A 21,426-nucleotide genomic window follows, 5' to 3' on the forward strand; every position below is an offset into this window, starting at 1 on the left:
GGCGCACGCCCGCCGCGCCGCCGTCCGCCCCGACCGACCCGTTCATCGGGGCCTCGCCACGGCGGCGACCTGCTCGCAAACCTCGGTCACCTGGCGGGCCGTGCGGCGGTTGTCGAACAGGTCGACCATCCGCCGCCGGGCGGCCTGGCCCCGGCTGCCCAGCGTGCCCGCCGTGAACTCGGCGTGGGCGCTGGTCAGCGCGGCCACCAGCGCCGCCGGGTCGTCGCGGGGCACCACCCACCCGGACCTCTCGTCGACCGTCTCGGGGAGCCCGCCGGCGTCGCTGACGATGCTCGGCACGGCCATCGCACCCGCCTCGACCGCCGCGCCGTGACTCTCGCTCAGCGAGGGGCTGACGCTGACATCGGCCGCCTGGTAGCAGGGGCGGACGTCCGGGACGGTCTCCAGCCAGGTGATGCTCGGGTCGTCCGCCACGTGGAAGCGTTCGATCAGCTCCCGGCGGTGCGCCTCGCCGGGCGCCGTCCAGCCGCCACCGACCAGCAACAGGTGCGCCCGGGGATGCCGCCGGCGGAACGTCCGCCACGCCTCCAGCAGCACGTCGTGGCCCTTGATGCCGCGGCCCCGGTACACGAGCCGTTTCGGCGGATACACGTACGCGACCATCACGGCGAGGAAGGCGTCCGGCGGGATGCCCAGTTCGGCCCGGGCCGCCGCGCGCTCGTCCGGCCCGGTACCGGTCGGATCGAACGCGCCGGTGTCCACGCCGTACGTGGCGACCGCCCGCCGCCGCGGCGGGCAGCCCAGCGCCGCGTACCGCTCCGAGGCGTTCGCGCAGCCGCACACGATGACGTCGTCGAGCCGCCACATCACCCGTTCGGCCGCCCTGATCAGGGGCGAGTCCAGGTAGAGCGGGCCGGCGACGGTGTGCACCCGGCGCAGTGGCAGGCCGATGGTCGCCAGTCTCGCCAGGTACGCCGACGCGATCAGGTGGTACTGCAGGACGTCCGGCCGCAGCCGGCGCATCAGCCGGCGCAGCCGCCAGAACCCGAGCAGCATCGACGGGCCCGGCCGGACCGGAACCGGGCACTCGACCACCTCGAACCGGCGTCGGCGCAACTCGGTGGTGAGCCGGCCCTCCCCGGGTGGGAGCACCACGAAGACCTGGTGTCCACGCTCGCGCATCGCCTCCACCTGGGGCAGGATCCAGGCCCCACCGCTGTTCGTCTTGAGCAGCACGGCGATCCGGAGTCGCCGGGCCGTCGCCGGCCGGTGCTGCCGCTGGCCGCGCCTCTCGTCGGTCGATGTCACCTTGCCGGAACTCCCTCCATCACGGCCTGCGTCGACACGTCAGCGGGGCAGCGGCGCCTCCCGCGGGCGGTCCACGGCGGATACCGCCCGCTGGGCGCAGAGCTGCGCCAGTTGTGCGATGACCTTCTCCGGGTCGTCGTACGGGTCGAGACCGCTGACCTCCATCGGGTCCAGCGCCGGAACCGTCACGTGCGAGATCAGCGGGTGCAGCGGCCGGGCGTCCGTCTCGCCGGTGCCCAGCAGGTCCTCGTGCAGCTTCTCGCCGGGGCGCAGCCCGGTGTAGACGATCGGCACCGAGCTCTGCGCCTGCTCGGCCAGCTGCCGGGCCAGGTCGGCGATGCGCACCGGTTCACCCATGTCGAGCACCAACGCCTCGCCGTCCCGGCCGATCTCCGCGGCCTGGAGCACCAGGTGGACCGCCTCCTGCACCGTCATCAGGTAACGGGTCACCTCGGGGTGGGTGACGGTCAGCGGGCGGCCCGCCTCGATCTGCCGTTGGAACGCGGTCACCACCGACCCCCGGCTGCTCAGCACGTTGCCGAACCGGACGCTGAGGAAGGTGCCGGGAAACCGGGAGGCGGCGTGCGCGGTCAGCAGCTCGGTGATCCGCTTCGAGTAGCCGAGCACGCTGATCGGGTCGGCCGCCTTGTCGGTGGAGATGTTCACGAACTTGGCCACGTCGCGGCAGGCGTCCAGCACCGACAGGGTGCCCCAGACGTTCGTCTTGACCGCCTCGCCGGGGTGCCGTTGCAGCAGCGTGAGGTGCTTCAGCGCGGCCGCGTGGAAGATGACGTCCGGCCGGCGCTCCTGGATGATCCGGCGGATGCCCTCGTCGTCGCGCAGGTCGGCCAGGATCAGCTCGGGGCCGTCCAGCAGGGCCCGCCCGGCCAGCGACATCTGGAGGCTGTGCAGGGCCGACTCGTCCCGGTCGAGCATCATCAGCTCGCCCGGGTCGGCCTTCATCAGCTGGCGGCACAGCTCGGAACCGATCGAACCGCCGGCGCCGGTGACCAGGACCCGGCGGCCGGCGAGGCTGTTGCTGGTCAGGGGCAGGTCGGCGACGACCTGCCGGCGGCCGAGCAGGTCGCTGATCCGCACGTCGCGGACATCGGTGACGGTGATCCGGTGGTCGACCAGGTCACGGACCGGGGGCAGCACCTTGAACGCGGCACCGGTCTGGAGGGTCGCCTCCCGGATCTGCCGGATCAGGGCCGCGTCGGCGTTGGCGACCGAGAAGATCACGGTGCTGGCGCCGGTGCGGCGGACGGCTGTGCCCACGTCGTGCCGGCCGCCGAGCACCCGCACCCCACCGATGCGCAGGTCGCGCTTGTCCGGGTCGTCGTCGAGCGCGCCGACCGGCAGGTACCGGCCGCGCGGGTCGCTGAGCATCGCCCGCAGCAGGCCCTGGCCGGCGTCACCCATGCCGAAGAGCAGCACCGGGGTGGCCGACCGGGCGTCCGGACGCATGGCGAGATCCCGGCGGTACCGGTAGGCGAACCGGGCGCCGAACATGAACAGCAGGGCGAGCGCGCCCGCGACCAGCGGAGTGCTCGCCGGCACCGGTCGGTCGACGGACGGCAGCAGGCCGAGCAGCACGATCCCGGCGGTGGTGATCGTCGTGCCGGCGACGCCCTGCACCTCCTGGAGGCTGCCCAGCGGGTGGCGTCCGGAGTAGAGCCGGCGCAGCGCGGCCACCGCCACGTGGACCACCGCGGCGAGCGCGCCGATGCCGGCGGCTCGGCCCAGCAGGCCGGGGGGCGGTTGGAACTCGTAACGGGTCCAGGCGGCCGCGAGGAAACCGCCGAGCCAGGCGGTGGTGTCGGTGGCGAGAAAACCGACGGCACGGCGGCGGGCTCGGGCACGGCGTGCCCTGTCGTCCGTCCGTCGCAGGCTCTCCGTGTCCAGCGGCATGTGTGCTCCTTGTCCCGTCTCCGACCTCCTACCGCCGTGGACGGGAGGAGTTTGTGCCGGTTACAGCTTCTTACAATCAAACTGAGCCGTTTGGGCGTTTCTCGAATTGCCGGCCGAATGTCCGGCCGCGTTCGCCGATGGGACCGTCCCGCCTCACCGGGCGGGCACGCCCTTGACCACCACGCCCTCGGGCACGTCCCGGACCACGCAGGCACCCGCGCCGACCGTGCTGTCCCGTCCGACCCGCAGCCCCTGCAACACCGCGGCGGTGGTGCCGATCAGCACCCCTTCGGCCAGGTGGCAGTCACCTGACACGGCGGCGAGCGGGTTCACCGAGACGTAGTCGGCGAACGTGCTGTCGTGCCCGACGGTGACGTTCTGGTTGAGGTGCACGTGCCGGCCGATGGTCACGTTGGTGGTGACCCGGGCGCCGGCGAACGCGACGAATCCCGGCCCGTGCACGGTGTCCGGGCCGATCGTGGCGGCCGGGTGGACCAGGCTGGCCGCCGGTGTGCCGTACCGGTCGACGCGTTGCCCGACCGCCCGCCGGACGCGCGGGTCCCCGATGCCGATGACGTGGTGGGTGTCCGGCGGCGCGTCGCGCAACCAGGCGAGCCCACCCAGGTACGGCACGTCCAGCCGCTGCACCCGCTTGAGGTTCTGCTCGGAGGGCCGGTCGTCGAGGAAGCCGAGCAGCCGCCAGCGCGGCCGGCCGGCGGCGGCGTCCATGGCGCGGGCGATGGTCAGCACCTCGCGGCCGTGGCCGCCGCAGCCGACGACCACCAGTGGGATCGTCACGCCGTCGCCGCTCCGGTCCGCACGGCCAGGAACTCGTCGATCGCGCCGAGGACGTAGCCGACCTGCGAGTCGGTGAGCGCGCTGCCGCTGGGCAGGGTGAGCCCTTCGGCGAAGAGCGCGTCCGCCGCGCCGGTGAGCAGGCTCTCGGCCCCGGCGTACGCCGGTTGCCGGTGCATCGGCTGCCACACCGGCCGGGTCTCGATCTCCCGGCCGGCGAGGTGGGTCGCGAGGTCGGCGGCCGGCCATCCGGCCCGCTCCGGGTCGACCCGGATGCAGGTGAGCCAGCAGTTGGCCTCGGTGTCCTCGGCGCCGATCAGCTCGACCCCGGGCACCGGCGCGAAGAGCTTGGCGTACCGGTCGCGCAGCTGCCGGCGGCGGGCGATCATGCCGTCCAGCCGGACCAGCTGGGCCCGGCCCAGCGCGGCCAGCAGGTTGCTCAGCCGGTAGTTGTAGCCGGTCTCGCGGTGCTCGTAGTGCGGCAGCGGCTCGCGCGCCTGGGTGGCCAGGTGCCGGGCCCGGGCGAGCAACGCCAGGTCGTCGGAGACCAGCATGCCGCCGCCGGAGGTGGTGATGATCTTGTTGCCGTTGAAGGAGAGGGCGCCGATCCGGCCGAACGTGCCGGCTGGCCGCCCGCCGTGCCGGGCGCCGAGCGCCTCGGCCGCGTCCTCCACCACCGGTACGCCCGCCTCGGCGCAGAGCGGCAGCAGGGCCGTGTAGTCGGCGCAACTGCCGAACATGTCCACCGGCACCACCGCGCCGACCCGCTCGCCCCGGCCGGTCAACCGGCGCAGCAGGTCGGCCAGCAGCGGCACGTCGACGTTGCCGGTGTGCGGGTCGCAGTCGACGAAGACCGGCCGGGCGCCGGTGTAGCGGACCGCGTTCGCGGTGGCCACGAAGGTCAGCGTCGGCACGACGACCACGTCACCTGGTCCGACCCCGACGCCCAGCAGGGCGAGGTGCAGGGCGGCGGTACCGGAACTCACCGCGACCGCGCCGCGGGTGCCCACCCGCTCGGCCACGTCGTGCTCGAACGCGTCGAGGTCGGGACCGACCGGCGCGACCCACCCCGAGCGCAGGGCGGCGAGCAGGTACGACTCCTCCAGGGGCCCGACGTCGGGCGGTGACAGGTAGATGGTCGGGCTCATCGGGCGCCTCCGGGGCAGGTGGTCATGCCGGGGTGCGATCGAGGGACGCCGAGAGGTTCGGCGTGCCCAGGAACTCGGGAGCGGTCGGGGAGCCGGCCGCGGCGATGCCCTCGCGGCGCAGCACCGTGCGGACGGTCGCCACGAGGATCGACAGGTCCAGCCGGAGGCAGCGGTTGTCGACGTACGCCACGTCGAGGTCGAACTTCTCCTCCCAGCTCAGGCCGTTACGGCCGCGGACCTGGGCCAGCCCGGTGACGCCGGGGCGGACCTCGTGCCGGCGGGCCTGGGTGGGGGAGTAGCGGGGCAGGTACTCCGGCAGCAGCGGCCGCGGCCCGACCAGGCTCATGTCGCCGCGCAGCACGTTCCACAAGGTGGGCAGCTCGTCCAGGCTGGTGGCGCGCAGCCAGCGGCCCAGCGGGGTGAGCCGGTCGCCGTCGGTGACCAGCCCGCGATCCGGATCGGGTGGCCGCATGGTGCGGAACTTGACCACGTCGAAGAGCCGGCCGTGCAGCCCGGCGCGGCGCTGGCGGAACAGCACCGGGCGGCCGAGGCCCAGCGCGACCAGGAGCGCCACCAGGGCCAGCGCCGGGGTGGCGAGCACCAGCAGCACGGCGGCCACCGCCACGTCGAGGATCCGCTTGCCCCGGTCGAGCCGGCCCTGCTGCCGCGGCGGGCGCTCGGGCGCAATCACGAGACCAGGCACGGTTCGACCTCCCGCAACAGTCATCCGGATAAAAGGGTTTTATCAAGCAAATAGCTCGCACCGGCACCGAATCGCGACAGTCGGGCGGTAACCAGTCGGATCAACCACAGAACTCCCGCCGAGGAAACGGCCCTGACCAGGTGGATCCCGCGGGACGGCCGGGCTGGCGGCCGGGCAGTAGAGTGCTCGGCGGCCGATCGGGCGAGGGGAGTGCCGTGCTGCACCTGCGGGTCATCGTGCCGTCGGACCAGTCCTCGGCCGTGGCGGATCTGCTGACCGCCGATCCGGGGGTGACCCACCTGGTGGTGCTCACCGACGCCGCGCGCCAGCCCCGGGGTGACCTGATCCTCTGCGACGTGGTGCGGGAGAGCGCCGACAGCGTGCTGCACGGGCTACGGCAGCTCGGCGTGGAGGCGCGCGGCGGCATCGCCGCCGACGACGTGGAGCTGACCATCTCCACGGCCGCGGACCGGGCCGCCCGCACCGCCCCCGGCAGCGGGGCGGACGCGGTGGTCTGGGACGAGATCGCCGCGAAGACCGGCGAGCAGACCGAACTCTCCGCGACCTACCTGGTGCTGCTCATCGTGGCCACGATGATCGCCGGCATCGGCGTGCTGCTGGACCAGCCGATCCTCGTCGTCGGCGCGATGGTGGTGGGCCCGGAGTTCGGCCCGCTGGCCGCGCTCTGCGTGGCGCTGCTGCGGCGCCGCGGCCGGGTCATCCTCCGGTCGGTGCAGGCGCTGGTGGTCGGGTTCCTGGCCGCCATGGTTGCCACGGTGCTGAGCACCTGGGCGCTGGACGCGGCCGGCCTGGTCAGCCGCGACATGCTGCTGGCCGAACGGCCGCTGACCGACTTCATCTGGCGGCCCGACGCGCTCTCCTGGGTGGTCGGTCTGCTCGCCGGGGTGGCCGGCATGCTCTCGCTCACCTCGAAGAAGTCCGGCAGCCTGGTCGGCGTGCTGATCTCGGTCACCACTGTCCCGGCCGCCGCGAACGTCGCGGTGGCCGCCGCGTACCGGGTCTGGCACGAGGCGGCCGGCTCGGCGCTCCAGCTGCTGATCAACCTGTGCGCGATCGTGCTCGCCGGCCTGCTCACCCTCGCCGTGCAGCAGCTCGGCTGGTGGCGGCTGGCCCGGCGCGAGGCCGGGCGGCCCACACGGCGGGGGCGCTGAGCCCGGTCACGGCCAGGTGTCGCCGGCGGGCGAGCCCGGGCGGCTCGCGCGGCTCGGGCGCTGAGCCCGGTCACGGCCAGGTGTCGCCGGCGTCGAGCCGGCGGGCGAGCGCGGGCCGCTCGCGCGGCGCGGGCGCTGGATCAGGTCACGGCCAGGTGTCGCCGGCGTCGAGCCGGCGGGCGAGCAGCGTCCGGAGCGGGACCGACTCGCCGTCCCGGCCGCCCTCCCCGACGATCAGCGGCGGCGGGCTGGGCTGCGGCTCGGCGCCGAACAGCCGCGCCCGCAGACCACCCGGCACGGTCAGCAGGTGGAACCGCCCGTCGACGTCCACCGCCCGGCTGCGGGCCCGGTCGACGTACCAGCCGGTGAGCCGGGTCCGGTACCGGCCGCGCCCGGCGTAGTCGCTGGCGACCAGCCGGGTGGTGGCCAACCCGCGCCGGGTCGCCTCGGCCACGAACCCGGCCACCAGCTCGGCGGCCTCGGCCCGCTCCGCCGCCCGGCGCCGCTCGTCGGCCGCCGCGTGCGCCCGCACCGCCCGCCGCTGCCGCTCCCGCCAGTCCAGGCCGTCACCCTCACCCACGACGCGACCGTACGCCCACCCGCCCGTCCGCCCTGCGGCCAGGTGCGGCGGGTCGTGGTGGTGGCCGTCGTGCTCCTGGTCGGGCGGACGCCTCGTCCGTCCTTCGGTCGTGGCGCACGGGCGGTCGGTGCCGTCCTTCGGCCGCGGTGAGCGGCCGCCCCGAACCGCCCCCACGGTCGACGGTTCACCGGCTGGTCTGCCCCGTCTGTGCGGGCAGCTCCAAAGGGCGCGACCACCCCGGCGCACCGCCGGCGGCCAGACCGGACGGGGGCGACACCGCCAACGACCGCCGCCGCAGGCCCTGCCCGCCCCAGCGGATCAGGTCCTGTCGGGTTCGACCTGACCGATCCTGACGCCCCCCGGTGATCCGTCTGCGACATCTGCTCCACAGCGTCCGCCCGACCAGAGCGGGCCGCCCGACGCCGTGCGCGCTGCGCTGCGCCGGCCCGGCCCGGTCTGGCCCGGCTGGCCCGGCTGGCCCGGTCTGGCCCGGCCGGGCCGGCGCAGCATCGCCTCCCGTCGCGCCGCGCCGGCGCGACCCGTCAGGCCAGGCCGGCCCGGCGCAGCGCGTCGGCCATCGCGCCGTTCGCCGGCGCCGGGGCGGCACCACCGCGGCCCTGCCGCTGTGCCCCACCGCGACCGCCCTGGCCGCCACCGCGACCGCCCTGGCCGCCGCCGCGCCCACCCTGGCCGTCCCGCCCGTCCCGCCCGCCACGGGCGCCCTGGCCGCTGCCGCGCCCGCTCTGGCCGCCGCGCTCGGCGCGCGGGCCGCCCTGCTCGCCACGGGGACCGCCGCGCTCCCGGCGGGCGCCGGGCTCCGCGTCGTCCTCCAGCCGCAGGGTCAGCGAGATCCGCTTGCGGGGCACGTCGACGTCGAGCACCTTGACCCGGACCACGTCACCGGACTTGACCACCTCGCGGGGGTCCTTCACGAACGTCCGGGACATCGCCGAGACGTGCACCAGGCCGTCCTGGTGCACCCCGACGTCCACGAACGCGCCGAACGCGGCCACGTTGGTCACCACGCCCTCCAGCACCATGCCCGGCGTCAGGTCGCTGATCTTCTCAACCCCCTCGACGAAGGTGGCGGTGCGGAACTCCGGGCGCGGGTCGCGTCCCGGCTTCTCCAGTTCGGCGAGGATGTCGGTGACCGTGGGCAGGCCGAACGTCTCGTCGACGAAGTCGGTGGCCCGCAGCCCGCGCAGGATGGCGCTCCTGCCGATCAGCGACCGCAGGTCCTGCCCGGTGTGCGCGAGGATCCGCCGCACCACCGGGTACGCCTCCGGGTGCACGCTGGAGGAGTCCAGCGGATCGTCGCCGTCGGGGATGCGCAGGAAGCCCGCGCACTGCTCGAACGCCTTGGGGCCGAGCCGCGGCACCTTCTTCAGCTCGGCCCGGGAACGGAACGGACCGTTGGCGTCCCGGTGCAGCACGATGTTCTCCGCCAGCCCGGCGCCGATGCCGGAGACCCGGGTCAGCAGCGGCGCGGACGCGGTGTTGACGTCCACCCCGACCGCGTTCACGCAGTCCTCCACCACCGCGTCCAGCGACCGGGAGAGCTTCACCTCCGACAGGTCGTGCTGGTACTGGCCGACCCCGATCGACCGCGGGTCGATCTTGACCAGCTCGGCGAGCGGGTCCTGCAGGCGCCGGGCGATGGAGACCGCCCCGCGCAGCGAGACGTCCAGCCCGGGCAGCTCCTGGGCGGCGTACGCGGACGCCGAGTAGACCGACGCGCCGGCCTCGGAGACCACCACCTTGGTGAGGTTGAGCTGCGGGTGGCGCTTGATCAGCTCACCGGCGAGCTTGTCGGTCTCCCGCGAGGCGGTGCCGTTGCCGATCGCCACCAGCTCCACCCGGTGCGCCGCGGCGAGCCGGGCCAGCGTCTCGATCGAGGCGTCCCACTGCCGGCGCGGCTCGTGCGGGTAGATCGTGTCGGTGGCGACCACCTTGCCGGTGGCGTCCACGACGGCGACCTTCACCCCGGTGCGCAGGCCCGGGTCGAGGCCCATGGTCGCCCGGGTGCCCGCCGGGGCGGCGAGCAGCAGGTCGCGCAGGTTGGTGGCGAAGACCCGCACCGCCTCCTCCTCGGCCGCCTGCCACAGCCGCATCCGCAGGTCCGCGCCGAGGTGGATGAGGATCCGGGTACGCCAGGCCCAGCGCACCGTGTCGGCCAGCCACCGGTCGGCCGGGCGCCCGTGGTCGGTGATCCCGAACCGGCCGGCGATGGCCGCCTCGTAGCGGGTCGGGCCGGTGGCCACGGCGTCCGCCTCACCCTCCGGCTCCGGGTCCATCGTCAGGTCGAGCACGCCCTCCTTCTCGCCCCGGAACATCGCCAGGATCCGGTGCGACGGCAGCTTCGGGTACGGCTCGGCGAAGTCGAAGTAGTCGGCGAACTTCGCGCCGGCCTGCTCCTGCCCCTCGCGTACCCGGGAGACCAGCCGGCCCCGCGACCACATCTGCTCGCGCAGCGACCCGATCAGGTCGGCGTCCTCGGCGAACCGCTCGATCAGGATGGCCCGGGCGCCGTCCAGCGCGGCGGCCGCGTCGGCCACCCCCTTGTCGGCGTCGACGAAACCGGCGGCCACCTCCCGGGGCTCCCGGGACGGATCGGCCAGCAGCGCGTCGGCGAGCGGCTCCAGCCCCGCCTCGCGGGCGATCTGCGCCCGGGTCCGCCGCTTCGGCTTGTACGGCAGGTAGATGTCCTCCAGCCGGGACTTGGAGTCGGCGGCCATGATCTGCGCTTCCAGCGCCTCGTCCAGCTTGCCCTGGCCGCGGATCGACTCCAGCACGGCGGCCCGCCGCTCGTCCAGCTCGCGCAGGTAGCGCAGCCGCTCCTCCAGGGTGCGCAGCTGGGTGTCGTCGAGCAGGCCGGTGGCCTCCTTGCGGTACCGGGCGATGAACGGCACGGTGGCGCCGCCGTCGAGCAGCTCCACGGCCGCCCGCACCTGACGCTCGGCGACGCCGAGCTCCTCGGCGATCCGCTGATGAACAGAGAGGGTCACGATCTCGATCCGCCTTCGGGTCTGGGTTCCGCCCTGCATTGTGCCGGCCGGCCCCGACGACCGTCGTCGCGCCCGGCCGGGACGCCGGCGACCCGTCGTCGGCGCCGGCCACCCTGCGCTAGCGTGGCGATCATGGAGCAACCTGCGGAGCCGCGCGCCCGGCGGCTCTTCGGCGGCAGCGCCCGGGCCCTCGGCGACCTGGCGACCAGCCCGTTCCGGTCGGACCGGGACCGGATCGTCGGCTCGCCGTTCTTCGCCCGCCTCGGCGGGGTCACCCAGGTGATCAGCCCGGTCGGCTCCGGTCTGCTGGTGCACAACCGGCTCACCCACAGCCTCAAGGTCGCCCAGGTGGCCCGGGCGATCGCCGAACGGCTCACCGCCGACGGCGAGCACCGCGACCTGCTGGCGAAGCTCGGCGGCTGCGATCCGGACGTGGTGGAGGCGGCAGCGCTCGCGCACGACCTCGGCCACCCGCCGTTCGGGCACCTGGGGGAGCGGGTGCTGGACCGGCTGGCCCGGCACCGGCTGGGGCTCGCCGACGGCTTCGAGGGCAACGCGCAGTCGTACCGGATCGTCACCAGCACCGAGATCCGCGGCGCGGCGACCACCGGCCTGGACCTGACCGCGGCGGTCCGGGCGGCGCTGCTGAAGTACCCGTGGACCCGGCTCGACCACCCCGACCCGCACCCCCGGCTGATGGAGCCGCCGCCGCGCGGCGCCACCCCGCCGCCGGACGACCCGGCCAGCGGTTCGGCGAAGTTCGGCGCGTACCGGACCGAGGTGGACGACCTGCGCCAGGCCCGGGAGCCGTTCGTCGGCCGGATCGCCGACTGGCAGCAGACCGTCGAGGCCTCCGTGATGGACACCGCCGACGACATCGCGTACGCCATCCACGACGTGGAGGACTTCTACCGGGTCGGCGTGCTCCAGCAGGGCGCGGTGGCCGCCGAGCTGATGGCCTGGCAGCGCGAGAGCGGGCACTTCCGGGCCATCACCGACGCGGCGCTGGCCAGCGCGTCGCGCCGACCCGGCGCGGCGATCGAGCGGCTGCGCCGGCAGCTGCACCGCAAGGACTCCTGGGTCGCCGACGACGACGCGTTCGCCGCCGCGGTCGAGCACGTCCGCGAGGAACTGGTCGAGGGGCTGCTCGCGGTGCCGTTCGACGGCTCGATCGAGGCCGAGCAGTACGTGGCCCGCTTCTCCGCCCGGTGGACCACCCGGCTCGTCGACGCGATCACCGTGGTGGAGCACCCCTCGGTGCGCTCCGGGCACGTGCTGCTGGCCCCGGCGCAGTGGCACGAGGTGCAGGTGCTCAAGTTCGTCCACCACCGGTTCGTGCTGGCCCGCCCCGACCTGGCGCTGCACCAGCGCGGCCAGGCCCGGCTGCTGGGCACGCTGGTGGAGGCGCTGCTGGAGTGGCTGCTCGACCCCGAGGAGGAGTCCCGCCTGCCGCGCCGGCTGCACGACCTGGTGGAGCTGGCCGAGGCGGAGCTGCACCCGCGTACCCCGGACCGGATCGGCAAGGCCCGGGGCCGGGCCATCGTCGACTTCGTCGCGCAGCTCACCGACAACCAGGCGGTCGCCATGCTGGACGCGCTCTCCGGCCGCTCCGGCGCCCTCTGGACCGACGCCTTCGTGCTCTGACCCCCGGCCGGGCGTCCGGCCCTCCGGCGGCGCCCCGAGCCCGGAACGCGGCCGAGCCCCGCACCCGGAAACCGGCGGCACCCCGCCCGTGGCGCCCGTTCAGGCGACCGACTGCCACCAGCCGTCGACCGCGGGCGGGTCGTCCACCACCACCCGCTCGCCGGGCCGCGGCACGGCCAGCCGCACGTCGCGCGCCTTCGCCTCGGCCCAGAGCCGGTCCACCGGCTCGGACCAGTCGTGCAGGGCCAGGTTGAAGGTGGCCCAGTGCACCGGGATCAGCAGCCCGCCGCGCAGGTCCAGGTGGGCGTCGACCGCCTCCTCCGGGAACATGTGGATGCTCGGCCAGGCCCGGTCGTACGCGCCGATCTGCATCAGGGTCACGTCGAACGGCCCGTGCTCCGCGCCGATCTCGGCGTACCCGTCGAAGTAGCCGGAGTCGCCGGTGTAGAAGACCTTGCGCCGGGCCCCGGCGATCACCCAGGAGCTCCAGAGCGTGCCGTCGCGGCGCAGCCCCCGCCCGGAGAAGTGCTGGGCCGCGGTGGCGGTGAACTCCAGCCCGGCCACCCGGTGGCACTCCGACCAGTCCAGCTCGACGATCCGCTCCGCCGGTACGCCCCAGCGGTCCAGGTGCGCGCCGACCCCGAGCGGCACCAGGAACGGCGCGGACTGGCTCGCCAGCAGCGCCCGCACGGTGGCCATGTCGAGGTGGTCGTAGTGGTCGTGCGAGATCAGGATCGCGTCGACCGGCGGCAGTTCGTCGAGGCGTACCGGGGGCTCGTGCAGCCGGCGCGGGCCGACCACGGCCGACGGCGAGCAGCGCTCGCTCCACACCGGGTCGAGCAGCACCCGCCGGCCCTCGATCTCGATCAGCGCGGAGGCGTGGCCGTACCAGACGACGTTGAGCTGCCGGTCGGTGTCGGTGGCCGGCGGCTCGGCCGGGCGCAGCAGCGGCACCGCCGAGCGGGGCCGGCGCCGCTGCTTGCCGAAGACCAGTTCCCAGAGCAGGTTGCGGCCGGGGTCGGCGACCATCGTCCGGGTGCTCTCCCGGTTGTGGAAGGTGCCGTCGCGGAACTGCGGCGAGCGGGCGGCCCGCTCGGCGCGGGCGCCGGTGAGCCGGCCGCCCAGGGCCGCCGGCACGTCCCGGGCGGCCCAGGCCAGCCCGGCCAGGGCGGCCAGCCCGGCGCTGCCGCGCAGCCGGCGCCCCCACGCCCGGTCGAGTTCCGATCGCCCCGCTGGTCGCCGCATCGCCGTCCCCTCCGCCGTCTCCCGCCCTACACGGTAGCCACCGCGGTACCGCCGTGGCCCGGCGAACCGGCGGCCACGGCGGTACGCGGGCGGTTCAGCCGCCGTTGCTCGGCCGCTGGGCGGCGACCCGGTGGGTCACCCCGGCGCCGGTGAGGTTGGCCGTCACGTCCAGCATCCGCCGGCCCAGCCGGGCCCGGGCCGCCACGGCGGGGTGGGTGGCGCCGTAGTTGTCCGGGTCGGCCTGCCCGTCGGCGAAGAGCACGTACGTCACCAGCGGCGCCCCGGCGGCGTCGAAGATCACACCGGCCTCGTGCCGGGCGTCGGCGAACCAGCCGGCCTTGGTGGCGATCCGGGCCCGCTCGGCCGACGAGGTGGTGCGCCGGATCCCCTCGTTGAACGCGATGGGGGAGCGCAGCAGCTTGAGCAGGAACGCGGTGGAGGCCGGCGTGAGCAGGGTGCCGGCGACCAGCGCCCGCAGCAGGTCGTGCGTCTCCCGGGGCGTGCTGGTGCCGAGGAAGAACCGGTTCGGGTTGGCCACCGGCTGCACCTGCGTCTTCGGGAAGCCCTTGGCCACCAGGATGCTGTTCAGCTCGGCGGCCGGGCAGACCAGGCCGCAGAGGCGTACCGCCGTGTCGTCCGAGACGGTCAGCAGGGCGGCGAGCGCGTGGCCGAGGGTGACCGAACTGGGGTAGGCGTTGTCCAGGCTGAAGATGCCGTCCCCGCCCGGCACCACGATCGCGGCGGTCACGTCGACCCGCTGGTCCAGCGTGAGCAGCCCCCGGTCGACCTTGTCCAGCACCGCCACCGCGACCGCGATCTTGTTCACGCTGTACGCCTCGAGCACCTGGTCGGGCGAGTCGGCCACCACCTCCAGCGGTCCCTCGGCGGTGGCCAGGCTGAGATAGGCCTGCCAGTTCCCGCCGGCCGTGGTCGTCTCCCGCAGGTAGGCCGCCTCGATCAGCGGCGCGACCAGTTCCGGTCGGGCGGCGACCCGGGTGGACCGGCCGGCGACGGCCGACGACCCCGGCTCAGCGGCGGCCGGCACGGCGCCACCCAGCACGGTGCCGGCGGTGGCCACCGTGCCGATGCCCAGTGCGGTCCTGCGGTTCACTCTGATCGCCAATCGTCTCTCCCGTCCGGCGTGGATCGTGTCCTCCGGCCACCATAGGGGAAGAGATCGAAACGGGTGATCCCGTGCTCACCACGGCCGCCGCCGCAGCGCCGAGCCGACCGCGCCGGGCAGGGCGCCGACGGCGCGGGCCACCTGTCCGAGGCCGGGCAGCCAGCCGCCGCGAACCACCTCGCTGGACGGGTCGGGGACGAACACCACCCCGTCGCCCGGCGGGATCCGCCGGTCGGTCAGCGCGAGCAGCCGCATCAGCGGTCCGACCAGGACGTCGTAGAGGCCGGGCAGCACGGTGAAGCCGACCCGCATCACCGTGTTGGCCCGACCCACGGAGACCTCCCGGCGGGGCCGGTCGGCGCAGTCCAGGATGGCCCGGGCGACCCGCTCCGGGCTGGTCACCGGCAGCGGCGGGCGGCCGAGCCGACCCAGGTGGTTCGCGGCCCGCTGGTAGACCGGGGTGTCCACACTGCCCGGACTGATCAGGCACACCTCGACCCCGGGGACGTCCCGGGCCTCCTGCTGCAGCACCCGGGCCAGCCCCTGCACCCCCCACTTGCTCGCCACGTAGCCGCTCAGGTAGGGGGCGGTGATGTGCCCGAGCACCGAGCCGACGAGGATCAGCGTGCCGCCACCGGCCGCCCGGAACCGCCCCAGCGCCACCCGGGCCACCGTCGCGGCGCCCAGCAGGTCCGTGCGTACCACCTGCTCGAAAACCCGTTCCGGGGTCTCCTCGAACCGGCCGTACGCCATCACCGCGGCGGTGTGCAGCCAGACGTCGACCCGGCCGAACCGGTCCACCGCCGCGGCCGCGAGCGCGTCCACCGCGCCGCCGGCCGTGATGTCGGTCGGCACGTCCAGCGCCTCCGCGCCGGCGGTGGCACACTCGGCGCGTACCTCGGCGAGGGTCGTGGGGGAGCGGGCCGCGAGCACCAGCCGATCCCCGCGTCCGGCGAACGCCCGTGCCGCCGCCCGGCCGATCCCGCTGGTGGCACCGGTGACCACCACCACCCGGCTCACGGTTCGAGCACGACCTTGACGCAGCCGTCCTCCTTCTTCTGGAACATCTCGTACGCCTGCGGCGCCCGCGCCAGCGGCACCCGGTGGGTACGCAGGTCCGCCACGCCCAGCGGGTCGCTGTCGTCGGCGAGCAGCGGCATGATCTCGTCGACCCAGCGGCGCACGTGGCACTGCCCCATCCGCAGCTGCACGCCCCGGTCGAACATCTCCATCAGCGGCAGTGGATCGACCTCGCCGCCGTACACCCCGGAGATGGAGACGGTGCCGCCGCGGCGGACCGCCTTGAGCGCGGCCTTGAGCACGACGAGCCGGTCCACGCCGAGCTTGTCGGTCATGGTCCGGGCGAGCGCGTCCGGCAGCAGCCCGGCGGCGGTCTGGGCGATCTTGCCCAGCGGCGCGCCGTGCGCCTCCATGCCGACCGCGTCGATCACCGCGTCCGGACCGCGCCCGTCGACCAGGTCGATCAGCGTGCCCGGCACGTCGTCCAGCTCGCTGACGTCGAGCACCTCGATGCCGTGCCGGCGGGCCATCGCCAGCCGCTCCGGCACCAGGTCCAGCCCGATCACCCGGCCCGCGCCGAGGTGCCGCCCCACGCGGGCGCAGAACTGCCCCACCGGGCCCAGCCCGAACACGGCCAGGGTGCCGCCCGGCGGGGTGTCGGCGTACTTCACCGCCTGCCAGGCGGTGGGGAGGATGTCGGAGAGGTAGAGCCACCGCTCGTCGGGGCCGGTCGCCGGCACCTTGATCGGGCCGAACTCGGCGTGCGGCACCCGCAGGTACTCGGCCTGCCCGCCGGGCACCGACCCGTAGAGCGAGGTGTAGCCGAACAGGGCGGCGCCCTTGCCGTGCGCGGTGACCTGGGTGGTCTCGCACTGCGCGTAGAGCTGCCGGTCGCACATCCAGCAGGAGCCGCAGGCGATGTTGAACGGCACCACCACCCGGTCACCGGGCCTGAGCCGGGTCACCCCCGCGCCGACCTCCTCGACGATGCCCATCGGCTCGTGGCCGAGCACGTCGCCGGGCTTCAGGTACGGCCCGAGCACCTCGTACAGGTGCAGGTCCGAGCCGCAGATCGCGGTGGAGGTGATCCGGACGATCGCGTCGGTCGGCTCCTCGATCCGCGGGTCGGGCACCTCCTCCACCCGTACGTCCCGCTTGCCCTGCCAGGTCAGTGCCTTCATGCCCGATTCCCTTCGCCGTGGGCGTCCCCCCGGGTGCTACCCCGGCAGGCCGGCTTGAACCGGCCGCCGGCCGGGCGGTCCCTGGCCGGAGCCGCCGCTCGGGCTGGGGCTGCCGCTGTGCCGGGCCGCCGTTCGGCCGGGCCGCCGTTGCGGGGAGCCGGGAAAGGGGGACGGGCCGCCGCGCTCCCGATCGGGGAGTGCGACGGCCCGTCCGCGGAGCCGCCAGGCTCAGGAGCCGGGGGTGTCGCCCCGCTTGGCGGTGGCCTTCAGGTAGTCCCGGTTCAGCCGGCCGATGGTGTTCAGCGGGATGCCCTTCGGGCAGACCACCGTGCACTCGCCGGCGTTGGTGCAGCCGCCGAAGCCGGCCTCGTCGTGCGCGTCGACCATGCCGATCACCCGGGTGTACCGCTCCGGCTGGCCCTGCGGCAGCAGCGAGAGCTGGGTGACCTTCGCCGCGGTGAAGAGCATGCCCGAGCCGTTCGGGCAGGCCGCCACGCAGGCGCCGCAGCCGATGCAGGCCGCCGACTCGAAGGCCGCGTCCGCGTTGGCCTTGGCCACCGGCACCGAGTGCGCCTCCGGGGCGCTGCCGGTCGGCGCGGTGATGTAGCCGCCCGCTGCGATGATCTTGTCGAACGCGCTGCGGTTGACCACCAGGTCCTTGATCACCGGGAAGGCCCGGGCGCGCCACGGCTCGATGTCGATCGTGTCCCCGTCCTTGAACTGCCGCATGTGCAGCTGGCACGCGGTGGTGCCGCGCTGCGGCCCGTGCGCGTTGCCGTTGATCATCAGGCCGCACATGCCGCAGATGCCCTCGCGGCAGTCGTGGTCGAACGCCACCGGCTCCTCGCCGGCGAGGATCAGCCGCTCGTTGAGCACGTCGAGCATCTCCAGGAACGACATGTCCGGGGAGACGTCGTCGACCTGGTAGGTCACCATCCGACCCTTGTCCTCGGGGCCGGACTGGCGCCAGATGCGCAGGGTCAGGTTCACTTGTAGCTCCGCTGCGTGGGGTGGACGTATTCGAACTTCAGGTCTTCCTTGTGCAGCACCGAGGGCTCGCCGGTGGCGGTGAACTCCCAGGCCGCGACGTAGGCGAACCGCTCGTCGTCGCGCTGCGCCTCGCCGTCCGGGGTCTGGTGCTCGGCCCGGAAGTGGCCGCCGCAGGACTCCTCGCGGTGCAGGGCGTCGATGCACATCAGCTCGGCCAGCTCGAAGAAGTCGGCCACCCGGCCGGCCTTCTCCAGCGACTGGTTGAGCCCGTCGCCGTCGCCGAGCACCCGGACCCGCTGCCAGAACTGCTCGCGCAGGGCCCGGATCTCGTCGATCGCCTTGCGCAGGCCGGCCTCGCTGCGCTCCATGCCGCAGTGGTCCCACATGATCTGGCCCAGCTCGCGGTGGAACGAGTCGACGGTCCGGTCGCCGTTGACCGCCAGCAGCCGCTGGATCCGGTCCTCCACGTCGCGCCGCGCCTCGACCGCCGCCGGGTGGCTCGGGTCGACGGTCTCGAACGGGCCGGCGGCCAGGTAGTTGGCGATGGTGTTCGGCAGCACGAAGTAGCCGTCGGCCAGGCCCTGCATCAGCGCCGAGGCGCCGAGCCGGTTGGCGCCGTGATCGGAGAAGTTCGCCTCACCGATCACGAACAGGCCGGGGATGGTGGACTGCAGGTCGTAGTCGACCCAGAGGCCGCCCATCGTGTAGTGCACGGCGGGGTAGATCCGCATCGGCACCTCGTACGGGTCCTCGCCGGTGATCCGCTCGTACATCTCGAAGAGGTTGCCGTACTTGGCCTCGATGGCCTTGCGGCCCAGCCGCTGGATCGCGTCGGCGAAGTCGAGGTAGACGCCGAGCCCGGTCGGGCCGACGCCCCGCCCCTCGTCGCACACGTTCTTCGCGGCCCGGGAGGCGATGTCCCGGGGGACCAGGTTGCCGAAGGAGGGGTAGATCCGCTCCAGGTAGTAGTCCCGCTCGTCCTCGGGGATGTCCTTCGGGCGGCGGTTGTCGCCCTTGGCCTTCGGCACCCACACCCGGCCGTCGTTGCGCAGCGACTCGCTCATCAGGGTCAGCTTCGACTGGTGGTCGCCGGAGACCGGGATGCAGGTCGGGTGGATCTGGGTGTAGCAGGGGTTGGCGAAGTACGCGCCCTTGCGGTGCGCCCGCCAGGTGGCGGTGACGTTGCAGCCCTTGGCGTTGGTGGAGAGGTAGAAGACGTTGCCGTAGCCGCCGGAGGCGAGCACGACCGCGTCCGCGAACTCCGTGGTGATCTCGCCGGTGACCAGGTCCCGGACCACGATGCCCCGGGCCCGGCCGTCCACCACGATCAGCTCCAGCATCTCGTGCCGGGCGTTCATCTCCACGTTGCCCAGGCCGATCTGCCGCTCCAGCGCCTGGTACGCGCCGAGCAGCAGCTGCTGGCCCGTCTGGCCCCGGGCGTAGAAGGTGCGCTGCACCTGGGCGCCGCCGAACGAGCGGGTGTCCAGCAGGCCGCCGTACTCGCGGGCGAACGGCACGCCCTGGGCCACGCACTGGTCGATGATGTTCACCGAGACCTCGGCCAGCCGGTGCACGTTCGACTCGCGGGAGCGGAAGTCGCCGCCCTTGACGGTGTCGTAGAAGAGCCGGTGCACCGAGTCGCCGTCGTTGCGGTAGTTCTTGGCGGCGTTGATGCCGCCCTGGGCGGCGATCGAGTGGGCCCGGCGCGGGCTGTCCTGGTAGCAGTAGGACTTGACCCGGTAGCCCTGCTCGGCGAGCGTGGCGGCGGCCGAGCCGCCGGCCAGGCCGGTGCCGACCACGATCACCGTCATCTTCCGGCGGTTGGCCGGGTTGACCAGCTTCGCCTCGAAGCGGCGGCGTTCCCAGCGGGTCTCGATCGGGCCGTCGGGAGCCTTGGTGTCGGCGATCGGGTCGCCCTCGGTGTAGAGATCCATGTCAGGACACCAATCCGGTGAGTACGGCGAACGGGACCACCAGGAAGCCGGCGCAGAGCGCGACGGCGAAGACCAGCGCCGCGGTACGCGCCCGGCGCTCGCCCTTCGGGGTCTGCTGCCCCAGGCTGCGGAACGCGCTGAACGCACCGTGCCGCAGGTGGAAGCCGAGCGCGACGACCGCCAGGGTGTAGAAGAGCGTGACGTACCAGCGCTCCGGCGCGAAGTCGGCGACGACGTTGGCGTACGGCCTGGTCGGGTCGCCGACCGGGTTGAGGTGGCCGGTGGTCAGGTCCAGCAGGTGGTAGATCACGAAGAGCATGATGATCACGCCGCCCCAGCGCATCGTGCGGGCCGCGTAGCTGCCCTGGACCTTCGGGCGGTGCGCGTAGCGGACCGGGCGGGCGGCGCGGGAGCGCCGGGCCAGCGCGGTGGCGGCGGCGATGTGCGCCACCACGGCGACGGTCAGCACGCCGCGCTGGATCCAGAGGAACCAGACCCCCGGCAGCAGCGGCTTGCCGATGTCGCGCAGCCAGTGCGCGTAGTGGTCGAACGAGGTCTCCCCCGTGAACACCTTCAGGTTGCCGAGCATGTGCAGGATCAGGAACAGCACCAGGATGATGCCCGTCACCGCCATGACGGCCTTGAGGCCGACGTTGGAGCGGATGGGCGACCGTGTTCTCGTGACTACCACGCGATCGACGCTAGGAGCAGTTTGATCAGTCGTCCAATGCATCGACCTCGCAGTCTTGATAGCCATAAGCTATGTAGATGCAACTCCATCAGCTCCGGTACTTCGTCGCCGTCGCAGAAGTACGACATTTCACCCAAGCGGCCGACCTGGTGGGGATAACCCAGCCTTCGTTGAGTAAGCAAATTCACGCCCTGGAGACCGACCTCGGGGCCCCGCTCTTCGAGCGGGTAAGGGGCAACATCAGCCTCACCGCGGCCGGCGAGGTGCTGCTGCCGTTGGCCAAGCGCATCCTCGCCGACGTCGACACCGCCACCCGCGAGGTGCAGGAGCTGGTCGGGCTGCGGCGCGGCCGGGTCCGGCTCGGCGCCACCCCGAGCCTGGCCACCTCGCTCGCCCCGCCGGTGCTGCGCCGGTTCCGCGACGCGCACCCCACCATCGACCTGCGGGTGGAGGAGGGCGGCTCGCAGGACCTGGTCCGCGACCTGCTCCGCGGCGACCTCGACCTGGCCCTGATCATCATGCCCGCGCAGGGGATCGACCCGGGCCTGCGCGCCGACCCGATCCTGCGGGAGAGCCTGGTGGTGGCGTCGGTGCAGGAGCTGCCGGCCGCGGTGCCGACCGGGCGGCTGCTCATCACCGACCTGCGCGACCAGCCGATGGTGATGTTCCGCGAGGGATACGACCTGCGCGACGCCACCCTCCAGGCGTGCCGGGCGGCGGGCTTCGAGCCGACCGTCGCGGTCGACGGCGGCGAGATGGACGCGGTGCTCAGCTTCGTCGAGGCGGGGCTGGGCATCGCGCTGGTGCCGGGCATCGTGGTCGCCCGCCGCCCGGGCATGCGGTTCACCCGGCTGGCGCCGCCGGGGGTGACCCGGACCATCGCGGTGGCCCGCCGCCGGGACGTGGTGCCCACCCACGCCGGGCGGGAGCTGCGCCGGATCCTGCTCGACTACGTCCGCGACGCGACCGCCGAGGGCCAGCTCCCGGCGGGCGTCGAGCCCCTGCCGTAGCCGGC

At 74.0% G+C, this 21,426-nt stretch carries 17 protein-coding genes; 3 read left to right on the forward strand and 14 right to left on the reverse strand.

Annotated features, from left to right (window positions below; translation table 11 throughout):
* Nucleotides 1-42 precede the first annotated feature (42 nt).
* The 5 genes from Q3W71_RS30170 to Q3W71_RS30190 form a co-directional block, all read right to left on the reverse strand.
* Nucleotides 43-1,269, reverse strand: a complete 1,227-nt coding sequence (locus tag Q3W71_RS30170; protein WP_302922870.1) for a glycosyltransferase family 4 protein — start codon at nucleotides 1,267-1,269, stop codon at nucleotides 43-45.
* A gap of 39 nt (nucleotides 1,270-1,308) precedes the next feature.
* Nucleotides 1,309-3,180 carry a nucleoside-diphosphate sugar epimerase/dehydratase gene (locus Q3W71_RS30175; protein ID WP_302922871.1) on the reverse strand — a complete coding sequence of 624 codons (1,872 nt, stop codon included), beginning with the start codon at nucleotides 3,178-3,180 and terminating at the stop codon, nucleotides 1,309-1,311.
* 153 nt (nucleotides 3,181-3,333) lie between these two features.
* On the reverse strand, nucleotides 3,334-3,978 hold the full coding sequence (locus Q3W71_RS30180; protein ID WP_302922872.1) for an acetyltransferase: 645 nt from the start codon (nucleotides 3,976-3,978) through the stop codon (nucleotides 3,334-3,336).
* The gene (locus Q3W71_RS30185; protein WP_302922873.1) at nucleotides 3,975-5,123 is read right to left on the reverse strand and encodes a DegT/DnrJ/EryC1/StrS aminotransferase family protein; all 1,149 of its coding nucleotides are present in this window, start codon (nucleotides 5,121-5,123) and stop codon (nucleotides 3,975-3,977) included. The genes Q3W71_RS30180 and Q3W71_RS30185 overlap by 4 nt, the downstream gene beginning before the upstream one ends.
* A gap of 22 nt (nucleotides 5,124-5,145) precedes the next feature.
* Complete coding sequence (locus Q3W71_RS30190) at nucleotides 5,146-5,826, reverse strand: sugar transferase (protein WP_302922874.1); 681 nt, start codon at nucleotides 5,824-5,826, stop codon at nucleotides 5,146-5,148.
* Nucleotides 5,827-6,041: 215 nt separating this feature from the next.
* Here Q3W71_RS30190 and Q3W71_RS30195 point away from each other — a divergent pair, with 215 nt between their 5' ends.
* Nucleotides 6,042-6,998, forward strand: a complete 957-nt coding sequence (locus Q3W71_RS30195; RefSeq protein ID WP_302922875.1) for a DUF389 domain-containing protein — start codon at nucleotides 6,042-6,044, stop codon at nucleotides 6,996-6,998.
* 145 nt (nucleotides 6,999-7,143) lie between these two features.
* Here the strand turns inward: Q3W71_RS30195 and Q3W71_RS30200 are convergent, their stop codons facing one another.
* Nucleotides 7,144-7,578 carry a hypothetical protein gene (locus Q3W71_RS30200; RefSeq protein ID WP_302922876.1) on the reverse strand — a complete coding sequence of 145 codons (435 nt, stop codon included), beginning with the start codon at nucleotides 7,576-7,578 and terminating at the stop codon, nucleotides 7,144-7,146.
* A 542-nt stretch (nucleotides 7,579-8,120) separates the two neighbouring features.
* A complete protein-coding gene (locus Q3W71_RS30205; protein ID WP_302922877.1) occupies nucleotides 8,121-10,622 on the reverse strand; it encodes a Tex family protein in 2,502 nt (833 codons plus the stop codon).
* Between the two features lie 93 nt (nucleotides 10,623-10,715).
* Between Q3W71_RS30205 and dgt the strand changes: the two genes are divergently transcribed.
* On the forward strand, nucleotides 10,716-12,227 hold the full coding sequence (dgt, locus tag Q3W71_RS30210) for a deoxyguanosinetriphosphate triphosphohydrolase family protein (RefSeq protein ID WP_302922878.1): 1,512 nt from the start codon (nucleotides 10,716-10,718) through the stop codon (nucleotides 12,225-12,227).
* Between the two features lie 99 nt (nucleotides 12,228-12,326).
* On the opposite strand, the gene Q3W71_RS30215 is transcribed toward dgt, so the two are convergent.
* The 7 genes from Q3W71_RS30215 to Q3W71_RS30245 form a co-directional block, all read right to left on the reverse strand.
* Entirely contained in the window at nucleotides 12,327-13,472 is a 1,146-nt protein-coding gene (locus tag Q3W71_RS30215; RefSeq protein WP_302922879.1) for an MBL fold metallo-hydrolase, read from the reverse strand.
* Between the two features lie 94 nt (nucleotides 13,473-13,566).
* Complete coding sequence (locus Q3W71_RS30220; RefSeq protein ID WP_302922880.1) at nucleotides 13,567-14,595, reverse strand: serine hydrolase; 1,029 nt, start codon at nucleotides 14,593-14,595, stop codon at nucleotides 13,567-13,569.
* 75 nt (nucleotides 14,596-14,670) lie between these two features.
* Entirely contained in the window at nucleotides 14,671-15,615 is a 945-nt protein-coding gene (locus tag Q3W71_RS30225) for an SDR family NAD(P)-dependent oxidoreductase (protein ID WP_302922881.1), read from the reverse strand.
* Nucleotides 15,612-16,796: a zinc-dependent alcohol dehydrogenase gene (locus Q3W71_RS30230; RefSeq protein ID WP_302922882.1), complete on the reverse strand. Its 1,185-nt coding sequence runs from the start codon at nucleotides 16,794-16,796 to the stop codon at nucleotides 15,612-15,614. The genes Q3W71_RS30225 and Q3W71_RS30230 overlap by 4 nt, the downstream gene beginning before the upstream one ends.
* 228 nt (nucleotides 16,797-17,024) lie before the next feature.
* A complete protein-coding gene (locus Q3W71_RS30235; RefSeq protein WP_302922883.1) occupies nucleotides 17,025-17,786 on the reverse strand; it encodes a succinate dehydrogenase/fumarate reductase iron-sulfur subunit in 762 nt (253 codons plus the stop codon).
* A complete protein-coding gene (locus Q3W71_RS30240) occupies nucleotides 17,783-19,720 on the reverse strand; it encodes a fumarate reductase/succinate dehydrogenase flavoprotein subunit (RefSeq protein ID WP_302922884.1) in 1,938 nt (645 codons plus the stop codon). Before Q3W71_RS30240 ends, Q3W71_RS30235 begins: the two co-directional genes overlap by 4 nt.
* 1 nt (nucleotide 19,721) lies before the next feature.
* The gene (locus Q3W71_RS30245) at nucleotides 19,722-20,411 is read right to left on the reverse strand and encodes a succinate dehydrogenase cytochrome b subunit (RefSeq protein WP_302922885.1); all 690 of its coding nucleotides are present in this window, start codon (nucleotides 20,409-20,411) and stop codon (nucleotides 19,722-19,724) included.
* A gap of 77 nt (nucleotides 20,412-20,488) precedes the next feature.
* Between Q3W71_RS30245 and Q3W71_RS30250 the strand changes: the two genes are divergently transcribed.
* A complete protein-coding gene (locus Q3W71_RS30250; RefSeq protein WP_302922886.1) occupies nucleotides 20,489-21,421 on the forward strand; it encodes a LysR family transcriptional regulator in 933 nt (310 codons plus the stop codon).
* The last annotated feature ends 5 nt before the right edge of the window (nucleotides 21,422-21,426 follow it).

This window comes from Micromonospora sp. C28SCA-DRY-2 (genome assembly GCF_030519475.1).
GTDB lineage: Bacteria > Actinomycetota > Actinomycetes > Mycobacteriales > Micromonosporaceae > Micromonospora.

Bases quoted from the DNA above. Each gene is read 5' to 3' on its own strand.
- Q3W71_RS30175 (WP_302922871.1), bottom strand. From the start codon at position 3,180: ATGCCGCTGGACACGGAGAGCCTGCGACGGACGGACGACAGGGCACGC.
- Q3W71_RS30185 (WP_302922873.1), bottom strand. From the start codon at position 5,123: ATGAGCCCGACCATCTACCTGTCACCGCCCGACGTCGGGCCCCTGGAG.
- Q3W71_RS30205 (WP_302922877.1), bottom strand. From the start codon at position 10,622: ATGCAGGGCGGAACCCAGACCCGAAGGCGGATCGAGATCGTGACCCTC.
- dgt (WP_302922878.1), top strand. From the start codon at position 10,716: ATGGAGCAACCTGCGGAGCCGCGCGCCCGGCGGCTCTTCGGCGGCAGC.
- Q3W71_RS30215 (WP_302922879.1), bottom strand. From the start codon at position 13,472: ATGCGGCGACCAGCGGGGCGATCGGAACTCGACCGGGCGTGGGGGCGC.
- Q3W71_RS30230 (WP_302922882.1), bottom strand. From the start codon at position 16,796: ATGAAGGCACTGACCTGGCAGGGCAAGCGGGACGTACGGGTGGAGGAG.
- Q3W71_RS30240 (WP_302922884.1), bottom strand. From the start codon at position 19,720: ATGGATCTCTACACCGAGGGCGACCCGATCGCCGACACCAAGGCTCCC.
- Q3W71_RS30250 (WP_302922886.1), top strand. From the start codon at position 20,489: ATGCAACTCCATCAGCTCCGGTACTTCGTCGCCGTCGCAGAAGTACGA.